Origin of the sequence: Caballeronia sp. NCF2 (assembly GCF_023631205.1) — a bacterium.
Lineage (GTDB): Bacteria > Pseudomonadota > Gammaproteobacteria > Burkholderiales > Burkholderiaceae > Caballeronia > Caballeronia zhejiangensis.
Map to the genome: position 1 here is coordinate 41,092 of NZ_JALQDN010000056.1, position 23,447 is coordinate 64,538.

Consider the following 23,447-nt stretch of genomic DNA (forward strand, 5'->3'; position numbering starts at 1 on the left):
CTGTCCGCCCCGACAGGAAACCTCATGCAGAACGATCTCATCCAGCGCGCCAGTCGAGCTTATGCGGAGCACGCGTTTGGCATCGCCGTCGAATTGGCCGATGAAGCCGTCGCCGAGAATCCGCGCAACGCCGATGCGCTTCATCTGCGCGGCCTGATCGCGCTGGCGCTGCGCAAGCCGGAAGACGCGCGAACGTGGCTCGCACGCGCCATCGAACTTTCCGCGCATCCGGGCTTTTGCAACTCGCTTTGCGTGACGCAGCTGCACCTGCGCGACTTCCCGGCCGCGGCGCAAAGCGCGCGCCTCGGACTGCGCATCGCCGATGAGCGCTTTCCGGATTACGGCGACATCGCCCTGCTTTGGTTCAACCTCGGACTTGCGCTGCAACTCGACGAGCAGATGGAAGCGGCGGCGCAGAGTTATCGGCGAGCGCTCGGGCATCGGCCGGATCACGCGGCATCGCATAACAATCTGGGCGCGGTACTCAACCGTCTGGGCGATCTCGACACGGCAATCGAGCATACGAAAGCCGCCATCGCGCTCGATCCGGACAACCTCGAAGCGCACAGCAATCTCGGCCATGCGCTGCTCGCGGCGGGACGCTACGACGAAGCGTGGCCGCATTTCGAGCACCGTTGGGCAAGCTTTCAGACGGACGGTCAGACGCTCGGCGCACGCGCGCCCGAGTTGCCGATTCCGCTCTGGCGCGGCGGCCCGCTTCCCGCCGGCGCGAGCCTGCTCGTGCTGCACGAACAAGGCTTCGGCGATGCGCTGCAATTCTGCCGCTACCTGCCGATGGCGCTGGAACGCTTCGCGCGCGTCGGCTATGTCTGTCCGGCGCCGCTGCGGCGGCTCTTCGAAGAATCGCTGTGCGCGCGCTGGCCGAACATCGTTCTCGTCGACGGAGACGCCGTCGATCTGTCCATGTGGACGCACCATTGCCCGCTGATGTCCTTGCCGATGTGTTTCGGCACGCGCATCGGCAATATTCCCGCGCCGACGCCCTATCTGCGCGCCGATCCCCAACGCGCGCGTTTCTGGGCGGAACGAATCGGCGAGCGCTCGATGCCGGCGGTCGGTCTCGTCTGGGCGGGCGGCCACACGCATTCGCGCGGCGACAAACGGCGCAGCATCGCGCCGGAAACGCTCGCGCCGCTGCTTTCGTATCGCGGCGTGCGATGGATCAGCCTGCAAAAGGCCGAGCACGCCGACAAGCAACTGCCGCCCGCGTTCGCCGGCCAGATCGCCGACTGGATGGACGGCGTCGGCGACTTCGCGGACACGGCCGCGCTCATCGACGGACTCGATCTCGTGATCGCGGTCGATACGTCGGTCGCGCATCTCGCCGCCGCGATGGGCAAGCGCGTCTGGCTGCTGAATCGCTTCGCGGGCTGCTGGCGGTGGCTGCGCGATCGCGACGACACGCCGTGGTATCCGGACATGCGCCTCTTCACGCAGACGAAGCGCGGCGACTGGACCGACGTGCTGACGCGCGTGCGCGCCGAACTCGAAAACCTCGGCGAGCGCGTCGTCTGACACACGGTTGCGTGCATTTCGTTACAAGGTGTGGCGGTATCGGAGAAGTCCAGCGGGTAGAATCGGGGCCTCACTGCTAGCACGCACGTTACAGACACACTCGCATGAATCTACAAGACCAGCTCGGCGCGCTGGAGTCGAGCCTCGATACGCTCCTTCAGACCGCTGCCGCATCTGCGCGCTCATCCGCCGGCTCGCCTGCCGCTCCGCCCGCCGTATCGGACGAACCGCCCGCTTTGCGCGATGTGCGCGAACCGGTCGATGCCGACGCGCCCGCCGAACCGCCCGCGCTGAACGAGCCCCCGACGCTCGTCGTGTCGCGCCCGGAGCGCGATGCGGTCGAAATGACGATCGCGGGCAAGACGGTGAAGCTGAGCCCGGAAGGTGTGTCGGAACTGATCGAGGAATTGTCGAACGTGCGCGCGTCGATGTCGCCGGATCAGCCTGCGGGCATTGCACCGGGATGGCGCTTCGCCGCCACGAAGAATCCCGTGATGGCGACGCAGAAATACGCGAACGGCGACCGCCTGCTGGTCTTGCGCCACGCCGGGCACGGCTGGGTGCCGTTCACGTTCTCGCCGAACATGGTCATCGAGCTGTATGCCATGTTGACGAAGAAGTGAGAAGCCGCGTTTACGAACCTTCCTGCGTCGGCGCCTGCACGCGCGCCTTCCATTGCCCGCCCTTCCCGCTCCAGTACCGCACGGCCGAGCCGATCGTCGCGCTGACGTAGAACAACGCGACGAGCGGCAGGAGCGGCGCCCACAACAGCGATCTGCGGTAGTAGCGCAGCATCGGACCATAGGCGATGCACATCAGCGCCCACGCGGCGCATGCGGGCCACGCGCTCGCGCCGTATGCCAGCGCGAGCACCGGCGGCGCGAGATAGATCACCGCCATACCGAGCACGGTGCCGGCAAGCAGCAGAGGCGAATAGCGCAATTGCGTGAACGCCGTGCGCGCGATCATGTTCCAGATGTCCCGCCAGCTATCGTACGGACGCAGCGACACGCTGTGCTCGGCGAGATCGAGGCGGATCGGGCGCGCGTCGTTGCGGCCCGCGCGATGCTTGATGCGCGCGGCGAGACTGCAATCGTCGATCAGTTCCTGCCGGATGGATTCGATCCCGCCCGCCTCCACGAGCGCCGAACGGCGCACCAGCATGCAGCCGCCTGCCGCGCCGGCGGTCGCCTTCTTCGCGTCGTTGACCCATTCGAACGGATAAAGCTTCGCGAAGAAGAAGACGAACGCCGGAATCAGCGCCTTTTCCCAAAGGGAATCGCAGCGCAGACGGACCATCAGCGAGACCAGATCGCGGTCTTCGAGAATCGTGCGCGCGACGAGTTGCGTGGCGGCATCGGCCGGATGGTGGATGTCCGCGTCCGTGAGCAGCAGGAATTCCGCGGGCAGGCCGAGCTTGTCGATCGCGCCGATGCCCTGCGACTGCGCCCACACCTTGCCCGACCAGCCCGGCGGCAGCGGCTGCGCGGTCAGGATCGTCAGACGGTCTTCGAGGCCGAGATCGCGGGCGGCGGCGAGCGCGACGTTCGCGGTGCCGTCGGTGCTGTGGTCATCGACGACGATCACATGGAACGCGCCCGCATAGTCCTGCTTGAGCAGCGAGCCAACCGCGCGGCCGATGACGTCGGCTTCGTTGCGCGCAGGCACGACGGCGACGAGCGCGGGCCATGCGCCGCGGCGCGCGATCTCGGCGTTGCCGACAGCGTGGATCGTCGTATCGGATAGCGCCGGCGCGGGTTGCGCGCGCCAGAATCCGCCGCGGGCGAACAGCAGCACGATCCAGATCAAGAAAGACAGCCAGGCGATCAATAGCATGAGTAAACGATTAGCTTGAAAACAGTGGCGCAGCCGATGCGCGCGATGGACCCGGCGTTGCGCGAAAAATACACCGGGGAAACAGCGCGGCGAGCCGGTCCGCGAGGCCGCGCGGCAAGGGCGCGTGGCGCGGATCTCGCCGCCATGCGGTCCGAAGCGTCCGACAGTTTACTGGGTTCTCAAAATCGCCGTATTTGCGTGTGCCGAAGCGCGTCGCGAAGTGAAGCGGGCATTGAGCACCCAAAAAGGGAACGCGTTAGAATACGCGGTCAACTTCGGCGCGCAGACCGACCCCACCGTGTCTTTTTTTCCGGTCTGCTTTCCCCGGCCTTCCTGACGCTTCCGAGCGTCGTTCGTGGCCAGGTCTTCGGGAAAGTGCGAGCTTCGCGCCGGCTAACCCGAGACCCGCGCCAGTCGGAGTTCGTTCGAATATGCGTATCATCCTTGCTCAACCCCGCGGCTTTTGTGCGGGCGTGGTCCGTGCGATCGAAATCGTCGATCGGGCCCTCGAACGGCATGGCGCACCGGTTTATGTGCGTCACGAGATCGTTCATAACCGTCATGTGGTCGACAACCTGCGTAGCAAGGGCGCAAAGTTCGTCGAAGAACTCGATGAAGTGCCGCACGGCGCGGTCGCGATTTTCAGCGCGCACGGCGTCGCGCAGAGCGTCGAGAAAGATGCGCGGACGCGCGGGCTCGACGTGCTCGACGCGACCTGCCCGCTCGTCACCAAGGTTCATGTGCAGGGCCGCCAGTATGTATCGCAGGGGCGCACGCTCATTCTGATCGGCCATGCGGGTCATCCGGAAGTCGAAGGCACGATCGGGCAGATTCCCGGCGTCGTCGTGCTGGTGCAGAGTGAAGCCGAAGTCGCGACAATGACGCTCGCGCCCGATACGCCCGTCGCCTATGTCACGCAGACGACGCTTTCCGTGGACGACACGCGCGGCATCATCGATGCCTTGCAGCGCCGCTTCACGGATATCGTCGGCCCGGACACGCGCGACATCTGCTACGCGACTCAGAATCGCCAGGCCGCCGTGCGCGAGCTGAGCACGCAAGTCGATGTGCTGCTCGTGGTCGGCGCCACCAACAGTTCCAATTCGAACCGCCTGCGGGAAATCGGCGCCGAGAGCGGCGTTCCGAGCTATCTCGTCGCGGACGGTTCGGAGATCAAGCCGGAATGGTTTGCCGACGTGCAAACGGTCGGCATCACCGCGGGCGCTTCGGCGCCCGAGGAAATGGTCAAACATGTGATCGATGCCCTGCGCGCGTTCGGACACGTCGAAGTCACGACGATGAACGGCCGCGAGGAAAAGGTCGAATTCAAACTCCCCGCGAAGCTCACTCAGCCGGTCGCCGCCGTTGCGGCAGCCGCGGTTCGCGAAGAATAAGGAGAGGACACAATTGTCTATCCCGATGCTCCAGAAGGCCCGCGTTGGCGCCTATATCTTCAAGCAACACCTGACGGGCACCAAGCGTTACCCGCTCGCGCTGATGCTGGAACCGCTGTTCCGCTGCAATCTCGCCTGTAACGGCTGCGGCAAGATCGACTATCCGGATCCGATCCTGAACCAGCGTCTGTCGCTGCAGGAATGCCTCGAAGCCGTCGACGAATGCGGCGCGCCGGTCGTGTCGATCGCGGGCGGCGAGCCGCTGCTGCACAAGGAAATGCCGCAGATCGTGAAGGGCATCATGGCGCGCAAGAAGTTCGTGTATCTCTGCACGAACGCGCTCCTGATGGAAAAGAAGATGGACGATTACGAGCCGAGCCCGTACTTCGTCTGGTCCGTGCATCTCGACGGCGATCGCGAGGCGCACGATCACTCGGTTTCGCAGCCGGGCACGTACGACAAGGCTGTCGCGGCCATCAAGGAAGCGAAGCGCCGCGGGTTCCGCGTGAACATCAACTGCACGCTGTTCAACGATGCGGAGCCGGAACGCGTCGCGAAGTTCTTCGACACGCTCGGTCCGATCGGCGTGGACGGCATCACGGTTTCGCCGGGCTATGCCTACGAGCGCGCTCCGGATCAGCAGCACTTCCTGAATCGCGAAAAGACGAAGAACCTGTTCCGCGAAATCTTCAAGCGCGGCAACAACGGCAAGAACTGGTCGTTCAGCCAGTCGACGCTGTTCCTCGATTTCCTCGCGGGCAACCAGACGTATCAATGCACGCCGTGGGGCAACCCGGCGCGCACGGTGTTCGGCTGGCAGAAGCCGTGCTATCTGGTCGGCGAAGGTTACGTGAAGACCTTCAAGGAACTGATGGAAACCACCGACTGGGACAAGTACGGCACGGGCAAGTACGAGAAGTGCGCGGACTGCATGGTCCACTGCGGCTTCGAGGCGACCGCCGTGATGGACACGGTGGCGCATCCGCTGAAGGCCGCGAAGATCGCGCTGTCGGGCCCGCGCACGACGGGCGCGTTCGCGAAGGATCTGCCGATCGACAAGCAGCGTCCGGCCGAGTACGTGTTCTCGAAGCACGTCGAGATCAAGCTGGAAGAGATCGGCCGCGCGCAGAAGAACAAGGGCGCCAAGACGGCGGCGGCGGTGAATTGAGCTTCGGTTGAACGGAGCGTGGAAAGGGCGAATGGCTTGGGTCATTCGCCCTTTTTGTTTTCTCTGCTACCGAATCGTCGTGACGTGTTCGTAGCTTCGAATCTGCCGGTCCTTGGTCACCAGCGGAGCGGATAGCGAACGCGCCGTCGCGACTATCATGCGGTCGGCTGGATCGCTATGGAACTCACCGGGAAGCTTGGCCGACGCAAGCGCGATATGACGGTCGATGGGTGCGGACATCGCACCTCGCGCAGCGCCCAAAAAAAACGCGACGGCTCTCACCGTCGCGTTATCTTCAATCACCACCCAGCAGCATCAACTCAGCAGCACTTCCCCGCTCCCGACCCGTACCTCGCCTCCTGCCGCTCGCGGAAGAACTCCGCGTAGCTCATCACCGGCTTGTCGGGATGCGTCGTCTGCATGTGCGTGACATACGCGTCGTAATCGGGCATCCCGACCATCAGACGCATCGTCTGGCCGAGATACCGTCCTGCCTGCCGAAGATCGCTGAACATCGCTCGACTCCTTAGTGGCCCGCGCGCACCGCGGTGGAAGCGCCGGAAGGCATCGCTTCGAACGGCGTTTCGCGCACGGTCGGCTTCGCTTCGCGACGCGCCCGCAGCACGGCCAGCACGCCATATACCGCGATGCTCAACACCACGAAGATGAACAGGCCGGCAAGCGCCGCATCGACGTAATCGTTGAAGATGATGCGCTGCATTTCCGCGAGCGACTTCGCCGGCGCCATCACCTTGCCCGCGTCGTAGGCGTCCTTCAGCTTGCCGGCGTGCGCGAGGAAGCCGACCTTCGGATTCGCATCGAAAATCTTCTGCCAGCCGGCCGTCAACGTGCAGATGAGCAGCCACGCAGTCGGCACGAGCGTGACCCACGCATAGCGTTCGCGCTTCATCTTGAACAGCACCACGGTGCCGAGCATCAGCGCGATGCCCGCGAGCATCTGATTCGAGATGCCGAAGAGCGGCCACAGCGTGTTGATGCCGCCGAACGGATCGACCACGCCCTGATACAGGAAGTAGCCCCACGCGGCGACGCACAGGCCCGTCGCGACGAGGTTGGCCGGCAGCGATTCCGTGCGGCGCAGCGCCGGGTGGAACGTGCCGAGCAAGTCTTGCAGCATGAAGCGGCCGGCGCGCGTGCCCGCATCGACGGCGGTGAGGATGAACAGCGCCTCGAACAGAATGGCGAAGTGATACCAGAACGCCATCATCGCCGGGCCGCCGATCACCTGATGAAGAATGTGCGCCATGCCGACCGCGAGCGTCGGCGCGCCGCCGGCACGCGCGACGATGGTCGTCTCGCCGACCGCCTTCGCCGTCGACGTCAGCATGTCGGGCGTCAGCACGAAGCCCCAGCCCGAGACGGTCTGCGCGACCGCTTCGGGCGTCGAGCCGAGCAGCGCGGCCGGGCTGTTCATCGCGAAGTAGACGCCCGGTTCGATCACGCACGCGGCGACGAGCGCCATGATCGCGACGAACGATTCCATCAGCATCGCGCCGTAGCCGATGAAGCGCATGTTGACTTCGTTGTCGATCATCTTGGGCGTCGTGCCCGACGAGATCAGCGCGTGGAAGCCCGACACCGCGCCGCATGCGATCGTGATGAAGAGGAACGGGAACAGATTGCCCGACCACACGGGACCCGTGCCATCGACGAACTTCGTGAAGGCCGGCATCTTCAGTTCGGGCGCGACGATGAGAATCCCGATCGCGAGGCCGAGGATCGTGCCGATCTTGAGGAACGTCGACAGATAATCGCGCGGCGCGAGCAGCAGCCATACCGGCAGCACCGACGCCACGAAACCGTAGCCGATCAGAATCCACACGAGCTGCACGCCGGTGAACGTGAAGTACGGCGCGAGCGTCGCGGATTCGGCGACTTGTCCGCCGTACACGATCGCGAGCATCAGACCGACGAAGCCGATGATCGACACCTCGCCGATGCGTCCCGGGCGAATGTAGCGCGTATAGACACCCATGAAGAGCGCGATCGGAATCGTCGCGGCAACCGTGAACGTGCCCCACGGCGAATTCGTCAGCGCCTTCACGACGATCAGCGCGAGCACCGCGAGAATGATCACCATGATGAGGAACGCGCCGAACAGCGCGATCACGCCGGGCACGGTGCCGAGTTCCATCTTGATGAGATCGCCGAGCGAGCGGCCATCGCGGCGCGTCGAGATGAACAGGACGACGAAGTCCTGCACCGCGCCCGCGAACACCACGCCCGCGAGAATCCACAGCATGCCGGGCGTGTAGCCCATCTGCGCCGCCAGCACCGGGCCGACGAGCGGACCCGCGCCCGCGATCGCCGCGAAGTGATGGCCGAACAGCACGTACTTGTTGGTCGGCACGTAGTCGAGACCGTCGTTGTGACGAACGGCCGGCGTCATGCGCAGGCCGTCGAGCTGCAGCACTTTCGTCGCGATGAAGCGTGAGTAGAAGCGGTAAGCGATGAGATAGACGCAGACCGCCGCGATGACGATCCATAGTGCGCTGATCCGCTCGCTGTGCGCGAGCGCGATGGTGCCGAATGCGAACGCGCCCAGTAGCGCGAGCGCGATCCAGACCAGGAATCCGGAAGCCCGATTCATGGCGTCTCCTTAGTTATTGACCCTTCCGGGCCGATGATTGCGCCGTGATAGCGCATTGGGCGGTAGTATTCGCTTTCGCCCGGGCGCTTACAAGCGCATAACTACTTATGCGCGCTACGTGGCTTCACGTAGCGGAAAACCCTGTGTTTCCAGCAAGCGGCGCGCCGCGGCTTCGAATGTGAACACCCTGTATCGATGAATCTCAAGGCAAAGATCTTCCTGCTCGCGATCGTGCCGTTCGCGCTTGCGATCGGCGGCATCACCTACGGCGTGCGCCAGCAGGCGCAAGCGCTCGCAGCAGCGCAGCACGACACGACGCAGGCCGCGTACCTGTCGAGCAAGGAGATCGAACTGCGCCATTACGTCGAGATTGCGACGAGCGCGATCGCGCCTTATTACGACGCACCCGCCGACGATCCGCGCAGCGACGACGAACGCCGCCGCCTCGCGCTCGATGCGCTTCAACGTCTCGACTTCGGGCAGGACGGCTACTTTTTCGTCTACACGATGCGCGGCACGTCGCTGATGCATCCGCGCCAGCCGGATCTCGTCGGACGCGATCTCTGGCTCATGCGCGATCCGAACGGCGCGCTGACCATCCAGGAGCTGATTCAACAGGCGTCGAAAGGCGGCGGCTATGTGCGCTACGTGTGGCGACGTCCGTCGACCGGACTGATCGCGCCGAAGCTCGGCTATGTCGTGCCGCTCGAACGCTGGGGCTGGATGATGGGCACGGGCATCTATCTGGAAGATGTCGAGACGACGCTCGCGCGCATCGATTCGCAAGCAGCCGGGAATATCCGCCGCACGCTCATGTGGATCGGCGCGATCGCGCTTTTCGGGCTCGCGATCATCGCGGTGTGCGGCGCGGTGCTCAACATCAGCGAGCACCGCAGCGCGGACGCGAAGTTGAAGCGCCTCGCGCGGCAAGTCGTCGATTCGCAGGAACAGGAACGCGCGCGGCTATCGCGCGAATTGCACGACGGCATCAGCCAGATGCTCGTCTCCGTGAAGCTGCTGCTCGAATCGGCGCTGGCGCGTTTCGAACGGAGCGCGGCGCGCGAACCGACCGCCGAAGCCGCGCTCGCGACGAGCCTCGGACGCCTTTCCGGCACGCTGCGCGAAGTGCGCCGCATCTCGCACGCGCTGCGTCCCGCGATGCTCGACGATCTCGGCCTCGCCGCCGCGCTCGAACAGCTCGCGCGCGAATTCGACGGACAGGACGGCCCCGAAGTGCGCTTCGAAGCGACCGCCGAGGGCAAGCCTTGTGCACCGCAACGCGCGACGCTGCCCGATCCCGTCAATACCGTGCTCTTCCGCATCGCGCAGGAAGCGCTGACCAACGTCGCGCGGCACGCGCAGGCTTCGCGCGCGGCGGTCACGCTCGATATCGCGACGCACGCCGTCACGCTCGACATCACCGACAACGGCCGCGGCTTCGACGCGCACGACGCGTTTTCCGATCCGGCGAGCGGCATCGGCCTGCGCAACATGCGCGAGCGGCTCGACACGCTCGGCGGCACGCTCGCGATCGACTCGCAGCCGGGCCGCACGTCGATCGTGGCGCGCGTACCGCTGCCGCTCGCCGCACCGAATCTTCAAGGACATACCGATGAGCGCTGAAATCGCCCGCATCATTCTGGTCGACGACCATCCGCTCGTGCGCGACGGCTTGCGCGCGCGGCTCGACTCCGTGCCGCATCTGCGCGTGATCGGCGAGGCCGGCAACGCGAAGGAAGCGCTCGCGCTCGCCGCCGACGAAGCGAATCCGCCCGATCTCGCGCTAATGGACGTCGGCATGGCCGGCATGAGCGGAATCGAACTCGCGGCGCTGTTCCACGAGCGGCATCCGGGTATCCGCGTGCTGATGCTGTCGATGCACGACAACGTGGAATACGTGAAGCAGGCGGTGCGCGCGGGCGCGAGCGGCTACGTGCTGAAGGATTCGCCCGCCGCCGAGATCATTCAGGCGATCGGCGCGGTGCTCGCCGGCAAGACGTTTTTCAGCGCCGGGCTGGCCGCGCGCATGATCCAGGCACAGTCGATGCAGACGCCGCTCGAACGCCTGACGCCGCGCGAACTCGACATTCTGGATGCGCTCGCCGAAGGCTTATCGAGCAAGCAGATTGCGCAGCAGCATGGGCTGTCGGTGCGGACGGTGGAAACGCATCGACAGAACATGAAGCGCAAACTGGATATCGACGGACAGGCCGAACTCATCAAATTCGCGGTGGAGCACCGCCGCACCTGAATCCCGGCCCGGCCTGACAGAGAGCGATCAGCCCGCGGAACGGGCGTTATGCTCGGAAAGGAACTTGATGAGACCGTCGACGCCGCCCTTTTGCAGCTGACCGACGAATTGTTGCTGATAGACCTGGATGAGCCATGCGCCCATCATGTCGATGTCGTAGATTTTCCAGCCCTGCGGTGTCTTCTGCAGGCGATAGCGCACCGGATTGTCGCCGCCCGTGGAAATGACATGTGATTCGACGACGGTGTCCTTCGCGTTGGCGTCGACGTTGGGCGCGTCGAACTTGAAGGTCACGTCCTGATCGCGGAGCTGCGCGAGCGATGCCGCGTAGGTGCGGACCAGCAGCGTCTGGAACTGGTCGTAAAGCTGCTTCTGCTGCTCGGGCGTGGCGGTCGCCCACGCCTTGCCGACCGCGATGCGCGTCGTGCGCTGGAAGTCGGTGGCGGGCAGGAAACGCGTCTCGACGAGTTGCGTGATCTTCGCCATGTCGCCGCCGCGCGCTTGCGGGTCGGCCTTCATGGCCTTGACCGTGCCTTCGACGGCATTCTTGACGACGGCATCGGGACTCGTTTGTGCGAATGCCTCGCCTGTGAAAGACATCGAGGCAAGGAGGAAAGCGAAGCAAATAGACAGATAGCGTTTCATGGCACCCGTTCTCTAATCAGGTTTGGTGGCGCGGGTAGTGCGGCCTTCGGACGTTGCAGGAGCGGCCAGGCGGCTGCGAGTCAGTATATCGACACCTTGCCAGCGTAACAGTTCAAGGACGGACCGTTCAGTGCTCCCGGTATACTTGCGCGGCATCATGCGATTCACGCGCTCGCGCGCGCAAAAATAACAGGCACTCCAGGTAACGTCTTCATGCTGACGTCCAACATTACTCGCTTCGTCACCCTCGCCATTCGCCGGCCGGCGTGGATTATCGCCGTTTCGCTGCTGCTCGGCGTGCTGTCCACGATTTATGTCGTCCATCACTTCAAGATCAGCACCGACGTCAGCCAACTGATCGAGACGGAGCCGGAGTGGGCCGCGCGCAGCAAGGCCATCGAGGAAGCGTTTCCGCAGCGCGGCGCGGCATTGCTGATCGTCGTTCAGGCGCCCGCGCAGGAATTCGCCGATGCCGCCGCAAGCGCGCTCGCCGCCGCGCTCGCGAAAGAGCCGGAGCGCTTCAGGTCGGTGTCGCAACCGGCGGGCGGCGAGTTCTTCGAGCACAACGGACTGCTTTATCTCCCGACGGAGGAGGTCGAGCAGGTCACGAAACAGCTCGTGCAGGCGCGTCCGCTCATCAATACGCTCGCGCACGACCCGACGCTCACCGGCCTCGCGCAGACGCTCAACACCACGCTCAACCTGCCGCTGACGCTCGGACAGGTCAATCTCGGCCAGATGGCCGGCTTGCTCGGCAAGAGCGCGACCGTGCTCGATCGCGTGCTGGCGAATCAGCCGGCGGCGTTCTCATGGCGCGGCCTCGCGGATTCGTCGCCGAACGATGCGCCCGGGCGCGCGTTTGTCACCGTGTTGCCGGAGTTGAACTTCAACGCGCTGAAGGCGGCGGCGGGCACCTCGGAAGAGATTCGCGCGAAGGCGGCGGAACTCGGCATCGACAAGAAGTACGGCGCGACGCTGCATCTGACGGGCGCGCAGCCGCTCGCCGACGAAGAGTTCGCGTCCGTGCAGGACGGCGCCGTGCTCAACGGCGTGCTGACCTTCCTCGTCGTGCTGATGATCCTCTGGGTCGCGCTGCGTTCCAAGCGCATGATCCTCGCGGTGTTCATCACCCTCTTCGTCGGGCTCGCGATCACGGCGGCGCTCGGACTCATGATGGTCCACGCGCTCAACATGATCTCGGTCGCGTTCATGGTGCTCTTCGTCGGACTCGGCGTGGACTTCGGCATCCAGTTCGGCGTGAAGTATCGCGAAGAGCGCTACAAGCACAAGCGGCTCGATGTGTCGCTCGCGGAAACCGCGCGCCATGTCGCGGTGCCGCTCACGCTCGCCGCCGCCGCGACCGCCGCGAGCTTCTTCTCGTTTCTGCCGACCGCGTATCGCGGCGTGTCGGAGCTGGGGCTGATCGCGGGCGTCGGCATGTTCGTCGCGTATGCCACCAACATGACGCTGCTGCCCGCGCTCATCAAGGTGTTCGCGCCGCCGGGCGAAGCGCAATCGCCGGGCTTTCCGATTCTTGCGCCCGTCGACGAGTTCCTCGACAGGCATCGCAAGCCGGTGCTGATTGGCACGCTCGTCATCGTGATCGGCGCGCTGCCGCTGCTCTTCAATCTGCGATTCGACTTCAATCCGCTGCATCTGAAGGATCCGCACACCGAGTCGATGGCGACGCTCATCTCGCTGCAGGACTCGCCGGAAGGCGCGGTGAACGACGTCGCCGTGCTCGCGCCCTCGCTCGCCGATGCGGATGCCATCGCCGCGAAGCTGAAGAAGCTGCCGGAAGTCGGCAGCGCCACGACGCTCTCGTCGCTCATTCCCGGCGATCAGCCGAAGAAGCTCGAACTGATCAAGGCCGCCGCCGATCAGCTTTTGCCCGCGCTCGATCAGCAGACGGCCTCGCCCGTGACGGACGCCGTGCGCGTGGCGGCGTTGAAGCGCGTATCGAGCCAGCTCTCGCTCGCCGCCGACGAGCATCCCGGTCCGGGCGATAAGGAAGCGAAGCATCTGTCCGAAACGCTCGCGAAGCTGGCGCAAGCCGACGCCGCGACGCGCGATCGCGCCGAGCATGCGATGGCCGAGCCGCTGCGTATCGCGCTCGCGCAATTGCGCGCGCTGCTCACGCCGGCGGAGATCACGCGCGAAACGCTGCCGCCGCACATGGTCGCGTCGTTCGTGACGCCGAACGGCCAGGCGCTCGTCGATGTCGCGCCGAAGATTCCGCCTGGCGTCGATCCCAACGACGACGCGCTGCTCGCGCACTTCGCCGATGCCGTGCAGAAAGCCGAGCCGAACGCGATCGGCGGGCCGATCTCCGTGCGTCATTCGGCGGAAACGATCATCAAAGCGTTCGAGCAGGCGGCGCTCTATTCGCTGATCGCGATCGCGGTGCTGCTGTGGATCGCGCTGCGCCGTTTTGGCGACGTTCTGAGAACTTTGGTACCGTTGCTCGTTTCCGCGATCGTCACGCTGGAATTGTGCGTCGTCTTCAGGATGCCGCTCAACTTCGCGAACATCATCGCGTTGCCGCTCATGCTGGGCGTCGGCGTCGCCTTCAAGATCTATTTCGTGATGGCGTGGCGTTCCGGCCAGACCCGGCTGCTTCAGTCCAGTCTCACGCATGCCGTTATGTTCAGTGCGGCCACGACCGCGACCGCATTCGGCAGCCTGTGGTTTTCCCATCATCCGGGCACGTCCAGCATGGGACGGCTGCTGGCGCTGTCGCTCTTTTGCACGCTGATCGGCGCGGTGGTCTTTCAGCCGGTATTGATGGGCAAGCCGCGCAAGGTGCGCGCGGCGGCGCGCGCGAAGCTCAGGGCGGCGCAACGACATGACAACCTAAGAGGAATTGAAGAATGAAGTCGGGATCGACGGCTTTGACCGCTCGTGCTGTGCGTAAATTGGGCTTGAGTCTCGCGATTGTGGGCGCGCTCGCGACGACGGGATGCGCGACCGGCACGGATCGCAATCCGAAGGATCCGCTCGAACCGATGAACCGCAAGATCTTCACGTTCAACGACACGCTCGATACCTATGTCGCCAAGCCGGTCGCGCAGTTCTACGTCGATTACACGCCGAGCCCGTTCCGCACGGCCGTCAGCAACTTCTTCTCGAATCTCGGCGATTTCTCCAACTTCGCGAACAACCTGCTGCAGTTGAAGATCACCGATGCGACGCAAGATCTGATGCGTATCGCGATGAACTCGGTATTCGGCATCGGCGGTCTGATCGATATCGCATCGCCGGCGGGTCTGCCGAAGCATCATCAGGATTTCGGGCTGACGCTCGGGCACTACGGCATGCCATCGGGACCGTATTTGGTGCTGCCGCTGCTCGGCCCGAGCTCGTTCCGCGACTCGACGACGTGGCTCGTCGACTGGCGCGTGAATCCGTTGAGCTATTCCGATGCGGAGATTCGCTGGCCGCTCTTCGGCCTGAACTTCGTGAGCGCGCGGGCCGACCTGATCGGCGCGACCGATCTGCTTTCCGCTGCCGCCCTCGACAAATACGCGTTCGTGCGCGACGCGTATACGCAGCGGCGTCAGTATTTGCTGACGGGCGGCGGCGCGAGCTCGCTGCCCGACTACGGCGACGAAGGCGCATCGGCGCCCGAAGGCGCGAGCGCGCCGGGCGAAACCGGCGGCGGCAGCACGGAGCAAGGCTTGCCGACGTATGTGGATCCGGGCGCGGCGGCATCGCCGGCCGGTGGCGTCGGCGGGAAATCGCCTGCGCCGGAAGAGAACGCGCCGAAGACTCAGCCGTCGCCGAGTTCGAGCAAGGCGCAGGGATTGCCGCAGTACGACGATCCCGCAGCGCAGCCTGCGAAGTGACGAGCTCGTAAAACGAAACGGGCGCTTCGGCGCCCGTTTTCTCTTTAATGTGCGGCTTCTTCCGCGACTTCTTCGAGCAAGTCGTCGCCCGACACTTTCGGCGCTTCGACGACGCCCTGATCGCGGCGATAGGCTTCGAACAATTCATCCGCGTAGCGAATTTGCGTCCGGCCGTGCGGCGCGGGCTCGCCCTGTTCGTTCAGATTGACGAACACCATCTTCTCGACGGTCAGAATGCTTTTTCGCGTGATCTTGTTGCGCACTTCGGCGCGCAGTGTGATCGACGTGCGGCCGAATTGCGTCGCGGTGATGCCGAGTTCGATGATGTCGCCCTGCCGCGCCGAGCTCACGAAGTTGATTTCCGACATGAACTTGGTCACGACGCGCTGATTGCCCAGCTGCGAGATGGCGTAGATCGCGGCTTCTTCGTCGATCCAGCGCAACAGGCTGCCGCCGAAGAGCGTGCCGTTCGGGTTCAGGTCTTCGGGCTTGACCCATTTACGGGTGTGGAAATTCATTTGCGGTACCTCGCTTTCATTGCTGCGCGCGTCGCGGAGTTCCTGTAGACGCGCGCTCGATCAGGGTTTTCCCTGATTATACCGAGATGAGGGTTAACCCGCAGAAAGCAAGGGATGAGACCAAAGCGCTATGCCACCACCAACGCCCGCGCCGATTCCATCGCGTGCCGCGCCTGCACGAGCGTCGCGCGGGCGGCGCGGGCATCGGATGCAAGGCGCAGAAGCGCGCCCAACTGCGCCGGATCGCGGACCAATTCGCGCAAAATCGGACCGATCGCCGTCGTGCCGTCATCGCGCAAACCGGCCGTCGCGGCGGTCGGCAACGTTCGCCACGCGGGATCGACCACGGCGCGGCACACTGCGAACGGCAAGCCGCGCGCCGTCGCGATGGCCCCGGCGATATGCGATTCCATATCGACGGCCAGCGCGCCCGTCGACGAATGCAGCGAGCGCTTTTCCGCCTCGGTCTTGACGGGCGCCGTGACGCCAGCCGTCTTGCCGCGCCGCGTGACGCGCTCGACGGGCGTGCCCGCGAACGCATCGACGATGCGCGCCGACCACGCCGCATCGGTATGCAGCTCGCCGAAAGGACCGCACACGCTGTCGGCGACGATCAGCGCGCCCGGCTTCAGATCCGGTGCGAGCCCGCCCGCCGTGCCGAAGCTGACGATTCCCGAACAGCCGCGCGTGAGCGCATCGGACAGCGCGCGCTCGAGCAGATCGGCGCGCGCCGCGAATACGACATCGACGCCGCGTCCGCGCACGATCTTCGCCTCGAACGCCATGCCGGTCACGGCGACGACGGGCGCGTTCACATCGCCGCCGTCACGCGCGTGAGCCCGTCGCGCGTCAGATTGCGATAGCGCGCGAGCGCCCACAGCGGGAAGAACTTGCGATAGCCGTGGTATCGCAGATAGAACACGCGCGGAAAACCGGTCGCGGTGAAGCGCGTTTCATCCCACAGGCCGTGCTTTTGCTGCGTCTTCAGCAGATAGCCGACGCCGCGCGCGACCGCCGGATGCTCGACGAGACCGGCCGCCATCAGCCCGAGCAGCGCCCACGCCGTCTGCGACGCGGTGCTCGGCGCCTGCTCATAACCGCGATAGTCGAGCTTGTAGCTGTCGCCGTCCTCGCCCCAGCCGCCGTCGTCGTTCTGGATGCCGATGAGCCAGTCCGCCGCGCGCTTCATGCGCGTGTCCGTGGGCGCGACGCCCGCCGCGTTCAGCGCGGACATCGCCGACCAGGTGCCGTAGATGAAATTCATGCCCCAGCGCCCGTACCAGCTTCCGTCGCGCTCCTGATCTCGCACGATGTACTCGAACGCGCGACGCGCCGGCTCGCTGTTCAACGACGTCTCGCCGAGTTGCGCGAGCATCGACAGGCAGCGCGCGGAAACGTCGACGGTCGGCGGATCGAGCAGCGCGCCGTGATCCGAGAACGGGATGTTGTTCAGGTAAAACTGCGTGTTTTCGGGCTCGAACGCGCCCCAGCCGCCGTCGCTGCTCTGCATGCCGACGACCCATTCACGCGCGCGCGCAATCGACTCGCCGTACAGCGCCGTGCCGTTTTCGCGATCGGCGCGTTCCATCGCCATCGCGACGACGGCGGTGTCGTCGACATCCGGATAGTGCGGGTTCGCGAACTGGAACGCCCAGCCGCCGGGCCGCACGTCCGGGCGGCGCGAAACCCAGTCGCCGCGCACGTCGAGAATCTGCAGCGGCACCAGCCAGTCGAGGCCGCGCCGGACCGCCGCGCGCGCCTTCGGCACGCCGGTTTCGAGCAGCGCGTGCGCCGCGAGCGACGTGTCCCACACCGGCGACAGACACGGCTGGCAATACGCTTCGCCGTCGTCGGCCGGGTCGATGACGAGCAGCTTGTCGAGCGACTTGCGCGCGATCGCGCGGTTCGGATGCTCGGGCGGATAGCCGAGCACGTCGTACATCATCACCGAGTTGGCCATCGCCGGGAAAATCGCGCCGAGGCCGTCCTCGCCGTTCAGCCGCTCGTCGACGAAACGCACGGCTTCATCGATCGCGCGTTCGCGGCCGGCTTTCGGCAGAAGCGGATCGGCGACGCGCAGAATCGAATCGACCACGCGGAAAAAGGCGAACCAGCCGCGGCTCTGGTGCCCGGCGCGCGACGGCATCCCGGTATTGACCGGCGGGTTCGTGAACACTTCGTCGATACGCACGCCGCGCGGATTGCGGGCGCGCGGGCGCTTGGCGTTGAGCACGAGCATCGGCACGATCACCGTGCGCGCCCAGTACGACACCTTCGACAGATGGAACGGGAACCACATCGGCAGACGCATGATCTCGACGGGCATCATCGGCACCGCGCGCCACGACACGACGCCGAACAGCGCGAGCAGGATACGGGTGAACACGTTCACTTTCTCCGCGCCGCCCGCGGCGAGGATTGCTGCGCGGGCGCGCTCCATGTGCGGTGCGTCGGGCGAATCGCCGATCATCTTCAGCGCGAAATACGCCTTCACGGTCGCGGAGACATCCATCGCGCCGTCGGTGAAAAGCGGCCAGCCGCCGTCCTCGCGCTGAATGCGGCGCAGATAGCGGCCGATCTTCGCTTCGAGCTTTTCGTCGGCGGTCTCGCCGAGATAGTGGACGAGCAGCACGTATTCGGCGGGAATCGTTGCGTCCGCTTCGAGTTCGTAGAGCCAGTAGCCTTCCGGATGTTGCGCCGCGAGCAGCGCATCGGTGGCGTGGTTGACGGCGGCGTCGAGCGGCGCGCCCGAAACCTGCGCGCCCACGGCCGAAAGGGATAAATCGTTCATCAGCGTTCCATCGATTGATTCAACAGCGCATCCGCGGCCTTCTGGCCGGAGCGGATCGCGCCTTCGATCGTCGCGGGCAGGCCGGTCGCCGTCCAGTCGCCCGCGAGCGTGAAATTGCGCCAGCGGGTGCGCGTGGCGGCCCGCAAGCCTTCCTGCGCCGGCACGGCGGCAAACGTCGCATGTTCATCGACGACGACTTGCCAGGGCGGCGTCGGCACGGCGGGCATCCGCACGGCCTTCGCCGCTTCGCGCCAGACCGCCTGCGCGAGCTCTTCGCGCGGCGTCGCGAGCCATTGGCCGGCGCTCGACAGCGTGACCGAGAGCCGTCCGTCGGCCGCGAAAAGCCGGTCCGACATGCCGTTGACGAGACACGTCAGCGGCTCGAAGCCCACGGGTGCATCGACGGCAAAATGCACGGTGACGATCGCGCGCGATGCGTCCGGCGCGCTCAAACCCGGCACGAGGCGCCGGGCCCCATCGGGCGGCACGGCGAGCACCACGCCGTCGCCGGGCGCGAGCGTCAGCGGGTCTGCGCCGTCGAAAGCGAGCGAGCTTACACGCTCCGTCGAATCCGTGCCGGATACCCCGACGGCCGCGACGCGCGAGCCGAGCCGGATCTCCGCGCCGCCGTACTGCAAGAGCCGCAGCGCGGGCTCGACGAACGCGTGCGACAACCCGCTTCTCGCGATGAGCGGACGGCACGCCTGGCCGCCTTGCGCGACGGTTTCGCGCAGCAGGCCGGCCGCGAGTTCCGCGCTCGCCTCGGACGGATCGGCGTTGAGCATCGCGCGCAAGAGCGGGCGCGCGAGCAGGTTCCATACGCGATCCTTGCGCCGCACGCATTCTTCGACCGTGCGGCCCGGTTTCGCCCACAGGAGCGGCAGAAACGGCAGGTAGTCGGCCGGCTGCGTGCCGGGCACGCGCGCGTCGGCATCGAAGATCCAGCGCGGCAGGCGTCCGGACGACATGCGGATCGTCCACGCGTCGCCGCTCGCGACATCGAAAAAAGGATAGTCGGGCTGCGTCGGGCCGATCAGCGTATCGGTTGCGCCGATCGCGCGCAGGTACGCCATCGTCGATTGGTAGCCCGAAAGCAGCAGATGATTGCCGTTGTCGAGCGTGACGCCGAGCTTCGTATCGAAGAAAGAGCGGCAGCGTCCGCCCGCGTGAGGCGCGGCGTCGAGCAGCACGACGCGCGCGCCGCGCCGTTGCGCCTCGACCGCGGCGGCAAGACCGGCGATGCCCGCTCCGACGACGAAAACCCGCCGGGACATCAGATCAGATTGCGCGCCACGATCCACAGCAGGCGCGAGCGCGGCGTCCGCACGCGCGTGCGCGGCAGGTCGAAACCGCGTTTGAGATTGGCGTCGAGCACGGTGCGATACGCCGCCGACATGATGCGCGGCGCGCGCACCTGCGATCGCGGCGAAGCCGCCATGATCGCGTCGGACTGCGCGTAGTGGCCCTTCGCGCGCTCGGCCAGCACGGCGCACACGCGCGGCAGGCGTGCGTCGCCGACGATGCTCGCCGGATCGCTCGTCGAAATGCCTTCGCGCGCGAGCAACTCGCGCGGCAGATACACGCGGCCGATTTCGGCGTCTTCGTCGATGTCGCGCAGGATGTTGGTGAGTTGCAGCGCGCGCCCGAGATGATGCGCGAGCCGTCGGCCGGCGTCCTCGTGCATCCCGAAGATCCTCACCGACAGCCGGCCGACGGCGCTCGCCACGCGGTCGCAATAGAGGTCGAGCGTGGCTTCGTCGGGTGCGACGATATCGCCGGCGGCGTCCATCGCCATGCCGTCGATCACGGCGTGGAAGTCGTCGCGGGAAAGCCGGAAAGCCTGGATGTGCTGCGTGAGCGCTTCGAGCGATTTCTTCGGCGCGCCGGCGTAGCACGCATCGATGTCCTCGCGCCACTGGTCGAGCGCGAGCGCGCGCTCGCGGCGCGGCAGCGTGCCTTCGTCGGCGATGTCGTCGACCGCGCGGCAGAACGCGTAAATCTGGTACATCGCGTCGCGCTGCGCAGCCGGAAGGATACGCATCGCGAGATAAAACGAGCTTCCCGACGACGTTTTCGCGGCGTCGGGGGCAGGATCGTCAGCGATGATGTTGGAAACGGCCAAGACGAACTCCGCTGTGGCGCCCCCACGGGCAAATTAAGAGATCGGGCGCCGGACCCGACGCGGCCCGGCGCGCGCGGAACCACCTGGCGCTGAGCGGGACGATCAAGGAAGAAAGCCGGCGCGAGCCGGCTGCGACTGCGCCGGAAGCGGCAAAGAGTATATCAATACTTTGCCCGATTGCGCCGGAGCCGCGCGGGACATGGCGCGGCGCATCGGGCGCGGTTTCAGGGGCGGATTCAGGCGCGTTTTCAGGCAAATCCCACCGAGCGATTGCGCCCTTCGCGCTTGGCCGTGTAAAGCGCCGCATCCGCCTCGTTGATGAGCGCTTCGTACGACGACGTCACGCCGGTACGCGCACGCGCCACGCCGACGCTCGCCGTCACGGGCACGCGCGCGTTCTGCACGTCGACGGGCGTCTCGCCGATCTCCCTCCGCACTTTCTCCGCGACGATCATCGCGTCGTCGAAATTCGTGCACGGCAAGAGCAGCGCGAATTCCTCGCCGCCAAAACGCCCGAACACGTCCTGGACGCGCACGGCCTTGGCGACGCGCTCGGCCATCACGCGCAGGACCGTATCGCCGACGAGGTGGCCGCGATCGTCGTTGATGCGTTTGAAATGGTCGAGATCGAAGAGCAGCATCGACAGTTCGCCGCCGTAGCGATGCCAGCGCTGGAATTCGTCGCGCAATCGCAGCTCGAAATAGCGCCGGTTCGCGATGCCGGTCAAGCCGTCGCGGTCCGCGAATTCCTGCAGTTTCGCGACGGCTTCGTCCCGGGCGCGCTGCATCATGCTCGCGTGCGTCACGTCGGAAATCGTCACGCAGACGGCGCGCACGTCGCCCTCCAGCGTGAGCGGCATGAACGTGCAGTCCTGCTGCATGTAATCGACGCCGCCGGTGATCGGCCGGTCGTGGTCGAACTTGAAGAGATACGGGCGCTGCTCCCACGAACTGAACGCGAAGCTGCCGAGCTGGAACACGCTTTCGACCTTGCGCGTGAACCACACGCGCGGCAGTTCCGGAAAGCTCGCGAAAATCGATTTGCCGATCACTTGCTCGGCCGTCTTGCCGCTGTGGTCCTGCATGAAGCGGTTCCACATCAGCACGTTGAGGTCGCGATCGAGCACGAAGATGCCGAATCCGACACGCTCGATCACCAGCTCGCTCAGCAGATGGCGCAGGTCTTCCATTCGTCAGAGGCTCGACAGCAGCGCATCGAGCGCTTCGCTCAGATGCGCGATCGCGTCCTCGGCCATCAGCATCACGAGATGCGCGCGAAAACTGTGGTCTTCGAGCGCGAAATTCACTTCGAGCAGGAGCGCCGTCTTCCACGCGAGCATCGCGGGCTGAAAGACCTCGTCGAGCCCGATGTCCGAGCCGAGCATGCCGGGCGGCGAAAAAATCGGCGAACGGCCGAGGCGGTCGAGAATGCACGACACGCACGCGCCCATCAGCACCGTCGCGATATCGAAGACGAGCTCGGTGCGCGTCGTCGTCGTGTACGTGGACTTCGTGTAGGGATCGTCGACGAGCGCGCACAGCTGATCGACGCTGCCGCTCTTGCAGAGCACGATCGCCTCGCCCTTGATGTCCGAGCGGAAGCCCTGGCGCACGGCGGTAACGGTATCGGTGATGCCGGTCATCTCCGAAAGCGCCGCGGATGCCTCCGCCACGCTCACGACGCGCACGCGCGGCACCGACAGCTCGATGAACGTGCCGAGCAGCTTCGAAAGACGCGTCGCGGCCTGGCCCATCGCCATGTTGGCCACTTCCTGCAGCGCGTCGCGCTGATCTTCGTTGAGGGCGGTTTCAAGCATGGAGACCGTACTCCTTCAATACGGGGCGCAGCGCTTCGGGCGTCACCGGCTTCGGCAGGAAGGCGATCGCGCCGAGCGCGCGTACGCGTTCCTGGGCCATCGGCTGCACATCGGCGGATACCACAATCACGAACGTATTCAGATCTTCGTGCTGCAAGGCGTCGAGAACCTGATAGCCCGTCATGTCGGGCATCGTCAGATCGAGGAACATCACCGAGGCGCGGCCGGCCCGATAGTGCTCGAGCGCCTCGCGCCCGTTGGTCGCGTAGGAGATCTCGACGTCCCAGTCCGGGGGCAGCGCGCGCGTCAGCACCTTGCGCGCGAGCAGTGAATCATCGGCAATGACAATCGGCAACGGCATGGTCGGCAGGATCTTTTAGGCTGTTTTCGGGCGGAGAACGGTCGTGTCGACGGACACGGCGGGCTCTCGTATGGATTACGGCATCCGCGCAGCGATCTTTATAGCGATGTTCACGGAAGAACCGGCGTGAGCCCTTGGGCCCGGCGGGAATGCGGGCGCTGTCGGTGATGCAGGTCGGCGGCGATGAGCCAGGCGCGTCGCCTGTCGACGTCGGCGCGCCACGCGGCGGGCGGGCGCTGTGTAATCAGCGCGCGCCCAGTGCGCGATGGATGCTGGCTCTCGATCGGCGTCATGTTGCCTGCCCCGTGCGTGATCCGGAGATTCCGGACCTTGGCCTTTTTCTCCTCGCTCGGTCGCGCTGCCTGCCCGCATCTGCCGGGCAAGCGGTACTTCGCCCCGACGCGCGCCGGGAGGCTGCTTGTATTCCCCGGCCGACGCTCTCAGCGGCGTTTCGGATCGGAGGATTGCATTGTCTGATTATCAGAATGTCAAAGCAACTCGATGAGGCGCCAAGCGAGAATTAATATGATGAAATAAGGTTCGATACGGGTG

General features: G+C 65.5%; 20 protein-coding genes and 1 pseudogene. 8 read left to right on the plus strand and 13 right to left on the minus strand.

Going from position 1 to position 23,447, the window contains the following annotated elements; all coding sequences use genetic code 11:
- Positions 1 to 24: 24 nt before the first annotated feature.
- Both NCS02_RS20090 and NCS02_RS20095 read left to right on the plus strand, forming a co-directional pair.
- Positions 25 to 1,536 carry a tetratricopeptide repeat-containing glycosyltransferase family protein gene (locus NCS02_RS20090; protein WP_250519949.1) on the plus strand — a complete coding sequence of 504 codons (1,512 nt, stop codon included), beginning with the start codon at positions 25 to 27 and terminating at the stop codon, positions 1,534 to 1,536.
- 104 nt (positions 1,537 to 1,640) lie between these two features.
- Positions 1,641 to 2,159, plus strand: a complete 519-nt coding sequence (locus tag NCS02_RS20095; protein WP_008354286.1) for a hypothetical protein — start codon at positions 1,641 to 1,643, stop codon at positions 2,157 to 2,159.
- Between the two features lie 10 nt (positions 2,160 to 2,169).
- Here the strand turns inward: NCS02_RS20095 and NCS02_RS20100 are convergent, their stop codons facing one another.
- Positions 2,170 to 3,372, minus strand: a complete 1,203-nt coding sequence (locus tag NCS02_RS20100; RefSeq protein WP_008354285.1) for a glycosyltransferase — start codon at positions 3,370 to 3,372, stop codon at positions 2,170 to 2,172.
- A 431-nt stretch (positions 3,373 to 3,803) separates the two neighbouring features.
- Here NCS02_RS20100 and ispH point away from each other — a divergent pair, with 431 nt between their 5' ends.
- Both ispH and hpnH read left to right on the plus strand, forming a co-directional pair.
- A complete protein-coding gene (gene ispH / locus NCS02_RS20105) occupies positions 3,804 to 4,766 on the plus strand; it encodes a 4-hydroxy-3-methylbut-2-enyl diphosphate reductase (protein WP_008354283.1) in 963 nt (320 codons plus the stop codon).
- Between the two features lie 13 nt (positions 4,767 to 4,779).
- Positions 4,780 to 5,934 carry an adenosyl-hopene transferase HpnH gene (gene hpnH, locus NCS02_RS20110; RefSeq protein ID WP_008354282.1) on the plus strand — a complete coding sequence of 385 codons (1,155 nt, stop codon included), beginning with the start codon at positions 4,780 to 4,782 and terminating at the stop codon, positions 5,932 to 5,934.
- A gap of 66 nt (positions 5,935 to 6,000) precedes the next feature.
- Here the strand turns inward: hpnH and NCS02_RS20115 are convergent.
- The 3 genes and pseudogenes from NCS02_RS20115 to NCS02_RS20125 all read right to left on the minus strand — a co-directional run.
- Positions 6,001 to 6,159, minus strand: a pseudogene (locus tag NCS02_RS20115) (PIN domain-containing protein); the annotation flags it as partial.
- A 95-nt stretch (positions 6,160 to 6,254) separates the two neighbouring features.
- Positions 6,255 to 6,449 (minus strand): YbdD/YjiX family protein, encoded by a 195-nt coding sequence (locus NCS02_RS20120; RefSeq protein ID WP_008354281.1) that lies wholly within the window; start codon positions 6,447 to 6,449, stop codon positions 6,255 to 6,257.
- 11 nt (positions 6,450 to 6,460) lie between these two features.
- On the minus strand, positions 6,461 to 8,545 hold the full coding sequence (locus NCS02_RS20125) for a carbon starvation CstA family protein (protein WP_250503176.1): 2,085 nt from the start codon (positions 8,543 to 8,545) through the stop codon (positions 6,461 to 6,463).
- A 195-nt stretch (positions 8,546 to 8,740) separates the two neighbouring features.
- Between NCS02_RS20125 and NCS02_RS20130 the strand changes: the two genes are divergently transcribed.
- On the plus strand, positions 8,741 to 10,168 hold the full coding sequence (locus tag NCS02_RS20130; protein ID WP_250436190.1) for a cache domain-containing protein: 1,428 nt from the start codon (positions 8,741 to 8,743) through the stop codon (positions 10,166 to 10,168).
- Entirely contained in the window at positions 10,158 to 10,796 is a 639-nt protein-coding gene (locus NCS02_RS20135) for a response regulator (RefSeq protein ID WP_008354278.1), read from the plus strand. Before NCS02_RS20130 ends, NCS02_RS20135 begins: the two co-directional genes overlap by 11 nt.
- A gap of 27 nt (positions 10,797 to 10,823) precedes the next feature.
- On the opposite strand, the gene NCS02_RS20140 is transcribed toward NCS02_RS20135, so the two are convergent.
- Entirely contained in the window at positions 10,824 to 11,441 is a 618-nt protein-coding gene (locus tag NCS02_RS20140; protein WP_175982336.1) for an MlaC/ttg2D family ABC transporter substrate-binding protein, read from the minus strand.
- Positions 11,442 to 11,654: 213 nt separating this feature from the next.
- Between NCS02_RS20140 and hpnN the strand changes: the two genes are divergently transcribed.
- Together hpnN and NCS02_RS20150 are read left to right on the plus strand one after the other, a co-directional pair.
- Complete coding sequence (hpnN, locus tag NCS02_RS20145) at positions 11,655 to 14,315, plus strand: hopanoid transporter HpnN (RefSeq protein ID WP_250457959.1); 2,661 nt, start codon at positions 11,655 to 11,657, stop codon at positions 14,313 to 14,315.
- On the plus strand, positions 14,312 to 15,286 hold the full coding sequence (locus tag NCS02_RS20150) for an MlaA family lipoprotein (RefSeq protein WP_250503177.1): 975 nt from the start codon (positions 14,312 to 14,314) through the stop codon (positions 15,284 to 15,286). The genes hpnN and NCS02_RS20150 overlap by 4 nt, the downstream gene beginning before the upstream one ends.
- 44 nt (positions 15,287 to 15,330) lie before the next feature.
- Here NCS02_RS20150 and NCS02_RS20155 read toward each other — a convergent pair whose 3' ends face one another.
- From NCS02_RS20155 to NCS02_RS20190, 8 genes are all read right to left on the minus strand, one after another.
- A complete protein-coding gene (locus NCS02_RS20155; protein ID WP_175982339.1) occupies positions 15,331 to 15,804 on the minus strand; it encodes an acyl-CoA thioesterase in 474 nt (157 codons plus the stop codon).
- Between the two features lie 128 nt (positions 15,805 to 15,932).
- On the minus strand, positions 15,933 to 16,589 hold the full coding sequence (locus NCS02_RS20160; RefSeq protein ID WP_239295351.1) for a phosphorylase: 657 nt from the start codon (positions 16,587 to 16,589) through the stop codon (positions 15,933 to 15,935).
- Positions 16,590 to 16,615: 26 nt separating this feature from the next.
- Positions 16,616 to 18,595: a squalene--hopene cyclase gene (gene shc, locus NCS02_RS20165; RefSeq protein WP_008354271.1), complete on the minus strand. Its 1,980-nt coding sequence runs from the start codon at positions 18,593 to 18,595 to the stop codon at positions 16,616 to 16,618.
- Positions 18,595 to 19,869 carry a hydroxysqualene dehydroxylase HpnE gene (gene hpnE, locus NCS02_RS20170; RefSeq protein ID WP_250503178.1) on the minus strand — a complete coding sequence of 425 codons (1,275 nt, stop codon included), beginning with the start codon at positions 19,867 to 19,869 and terminating at the stop codon, positions 18,595 to 18,597. The genes shc and hpnE overlap by 1 nt, the downstream gene beginning before the upstream one ends.
- Positions 19,869 to 20,717, minus strand: a complete 849-nt coding sequence (gene hpnD / locus NCS02_RS20175) for a presqualene diphosphate synthase HpnD (protein WP_250436266.1) — start codon at positions 20,715 to 20,717, stop codon at positions 19,869 to 19,871. Before hpnD ends, hpnE begins: the two co-directional genes overlap by 1 nt.
- Before the next feature lie 248 nt (positions 20,718 to 20,965).
- Entirely contained in the window at positions 20,966 to 21,907 is a 942-nt protein-coding gene (locus NCS02_RS20180) for a sensor domain-containing diguanylate cyclase (RefSeq protein ID WP_008354268.1), read from the minus strand.
- A gap of 3 nt (positions 21,908 to 21,910) precedes the next feature.
- Positions 21,911 to 22,534, minus strand: a complete 624-nt coding sequence (locus NCS02_RS20185) for a chemotaxis protein CheC (RefSeq protein ID WP_008354267.1) — start codon at positions 22,532 to 22,534, stop codon at positions 21,911 to 21,913.
- Positions 22,527 to 22,895 carry a response regulator gene (locus NCS02_RS20190; protein ID WP_008354266.1) on the minus strand — a complete coding sequence of 123 codons (369 nt, stop codon included), beginning with the start codon at positions 22,893 to 22,895 and terminating at the stop codon, positions 22,527 to 22,529. The genes NCS02_RS20185 and NCS02_RS20190 overlap by 8 nt, the downstream gene beginning before the upstream one ends.
- Positions 22,896 to 23,447 lie beyond the last annotated feature (552 nt).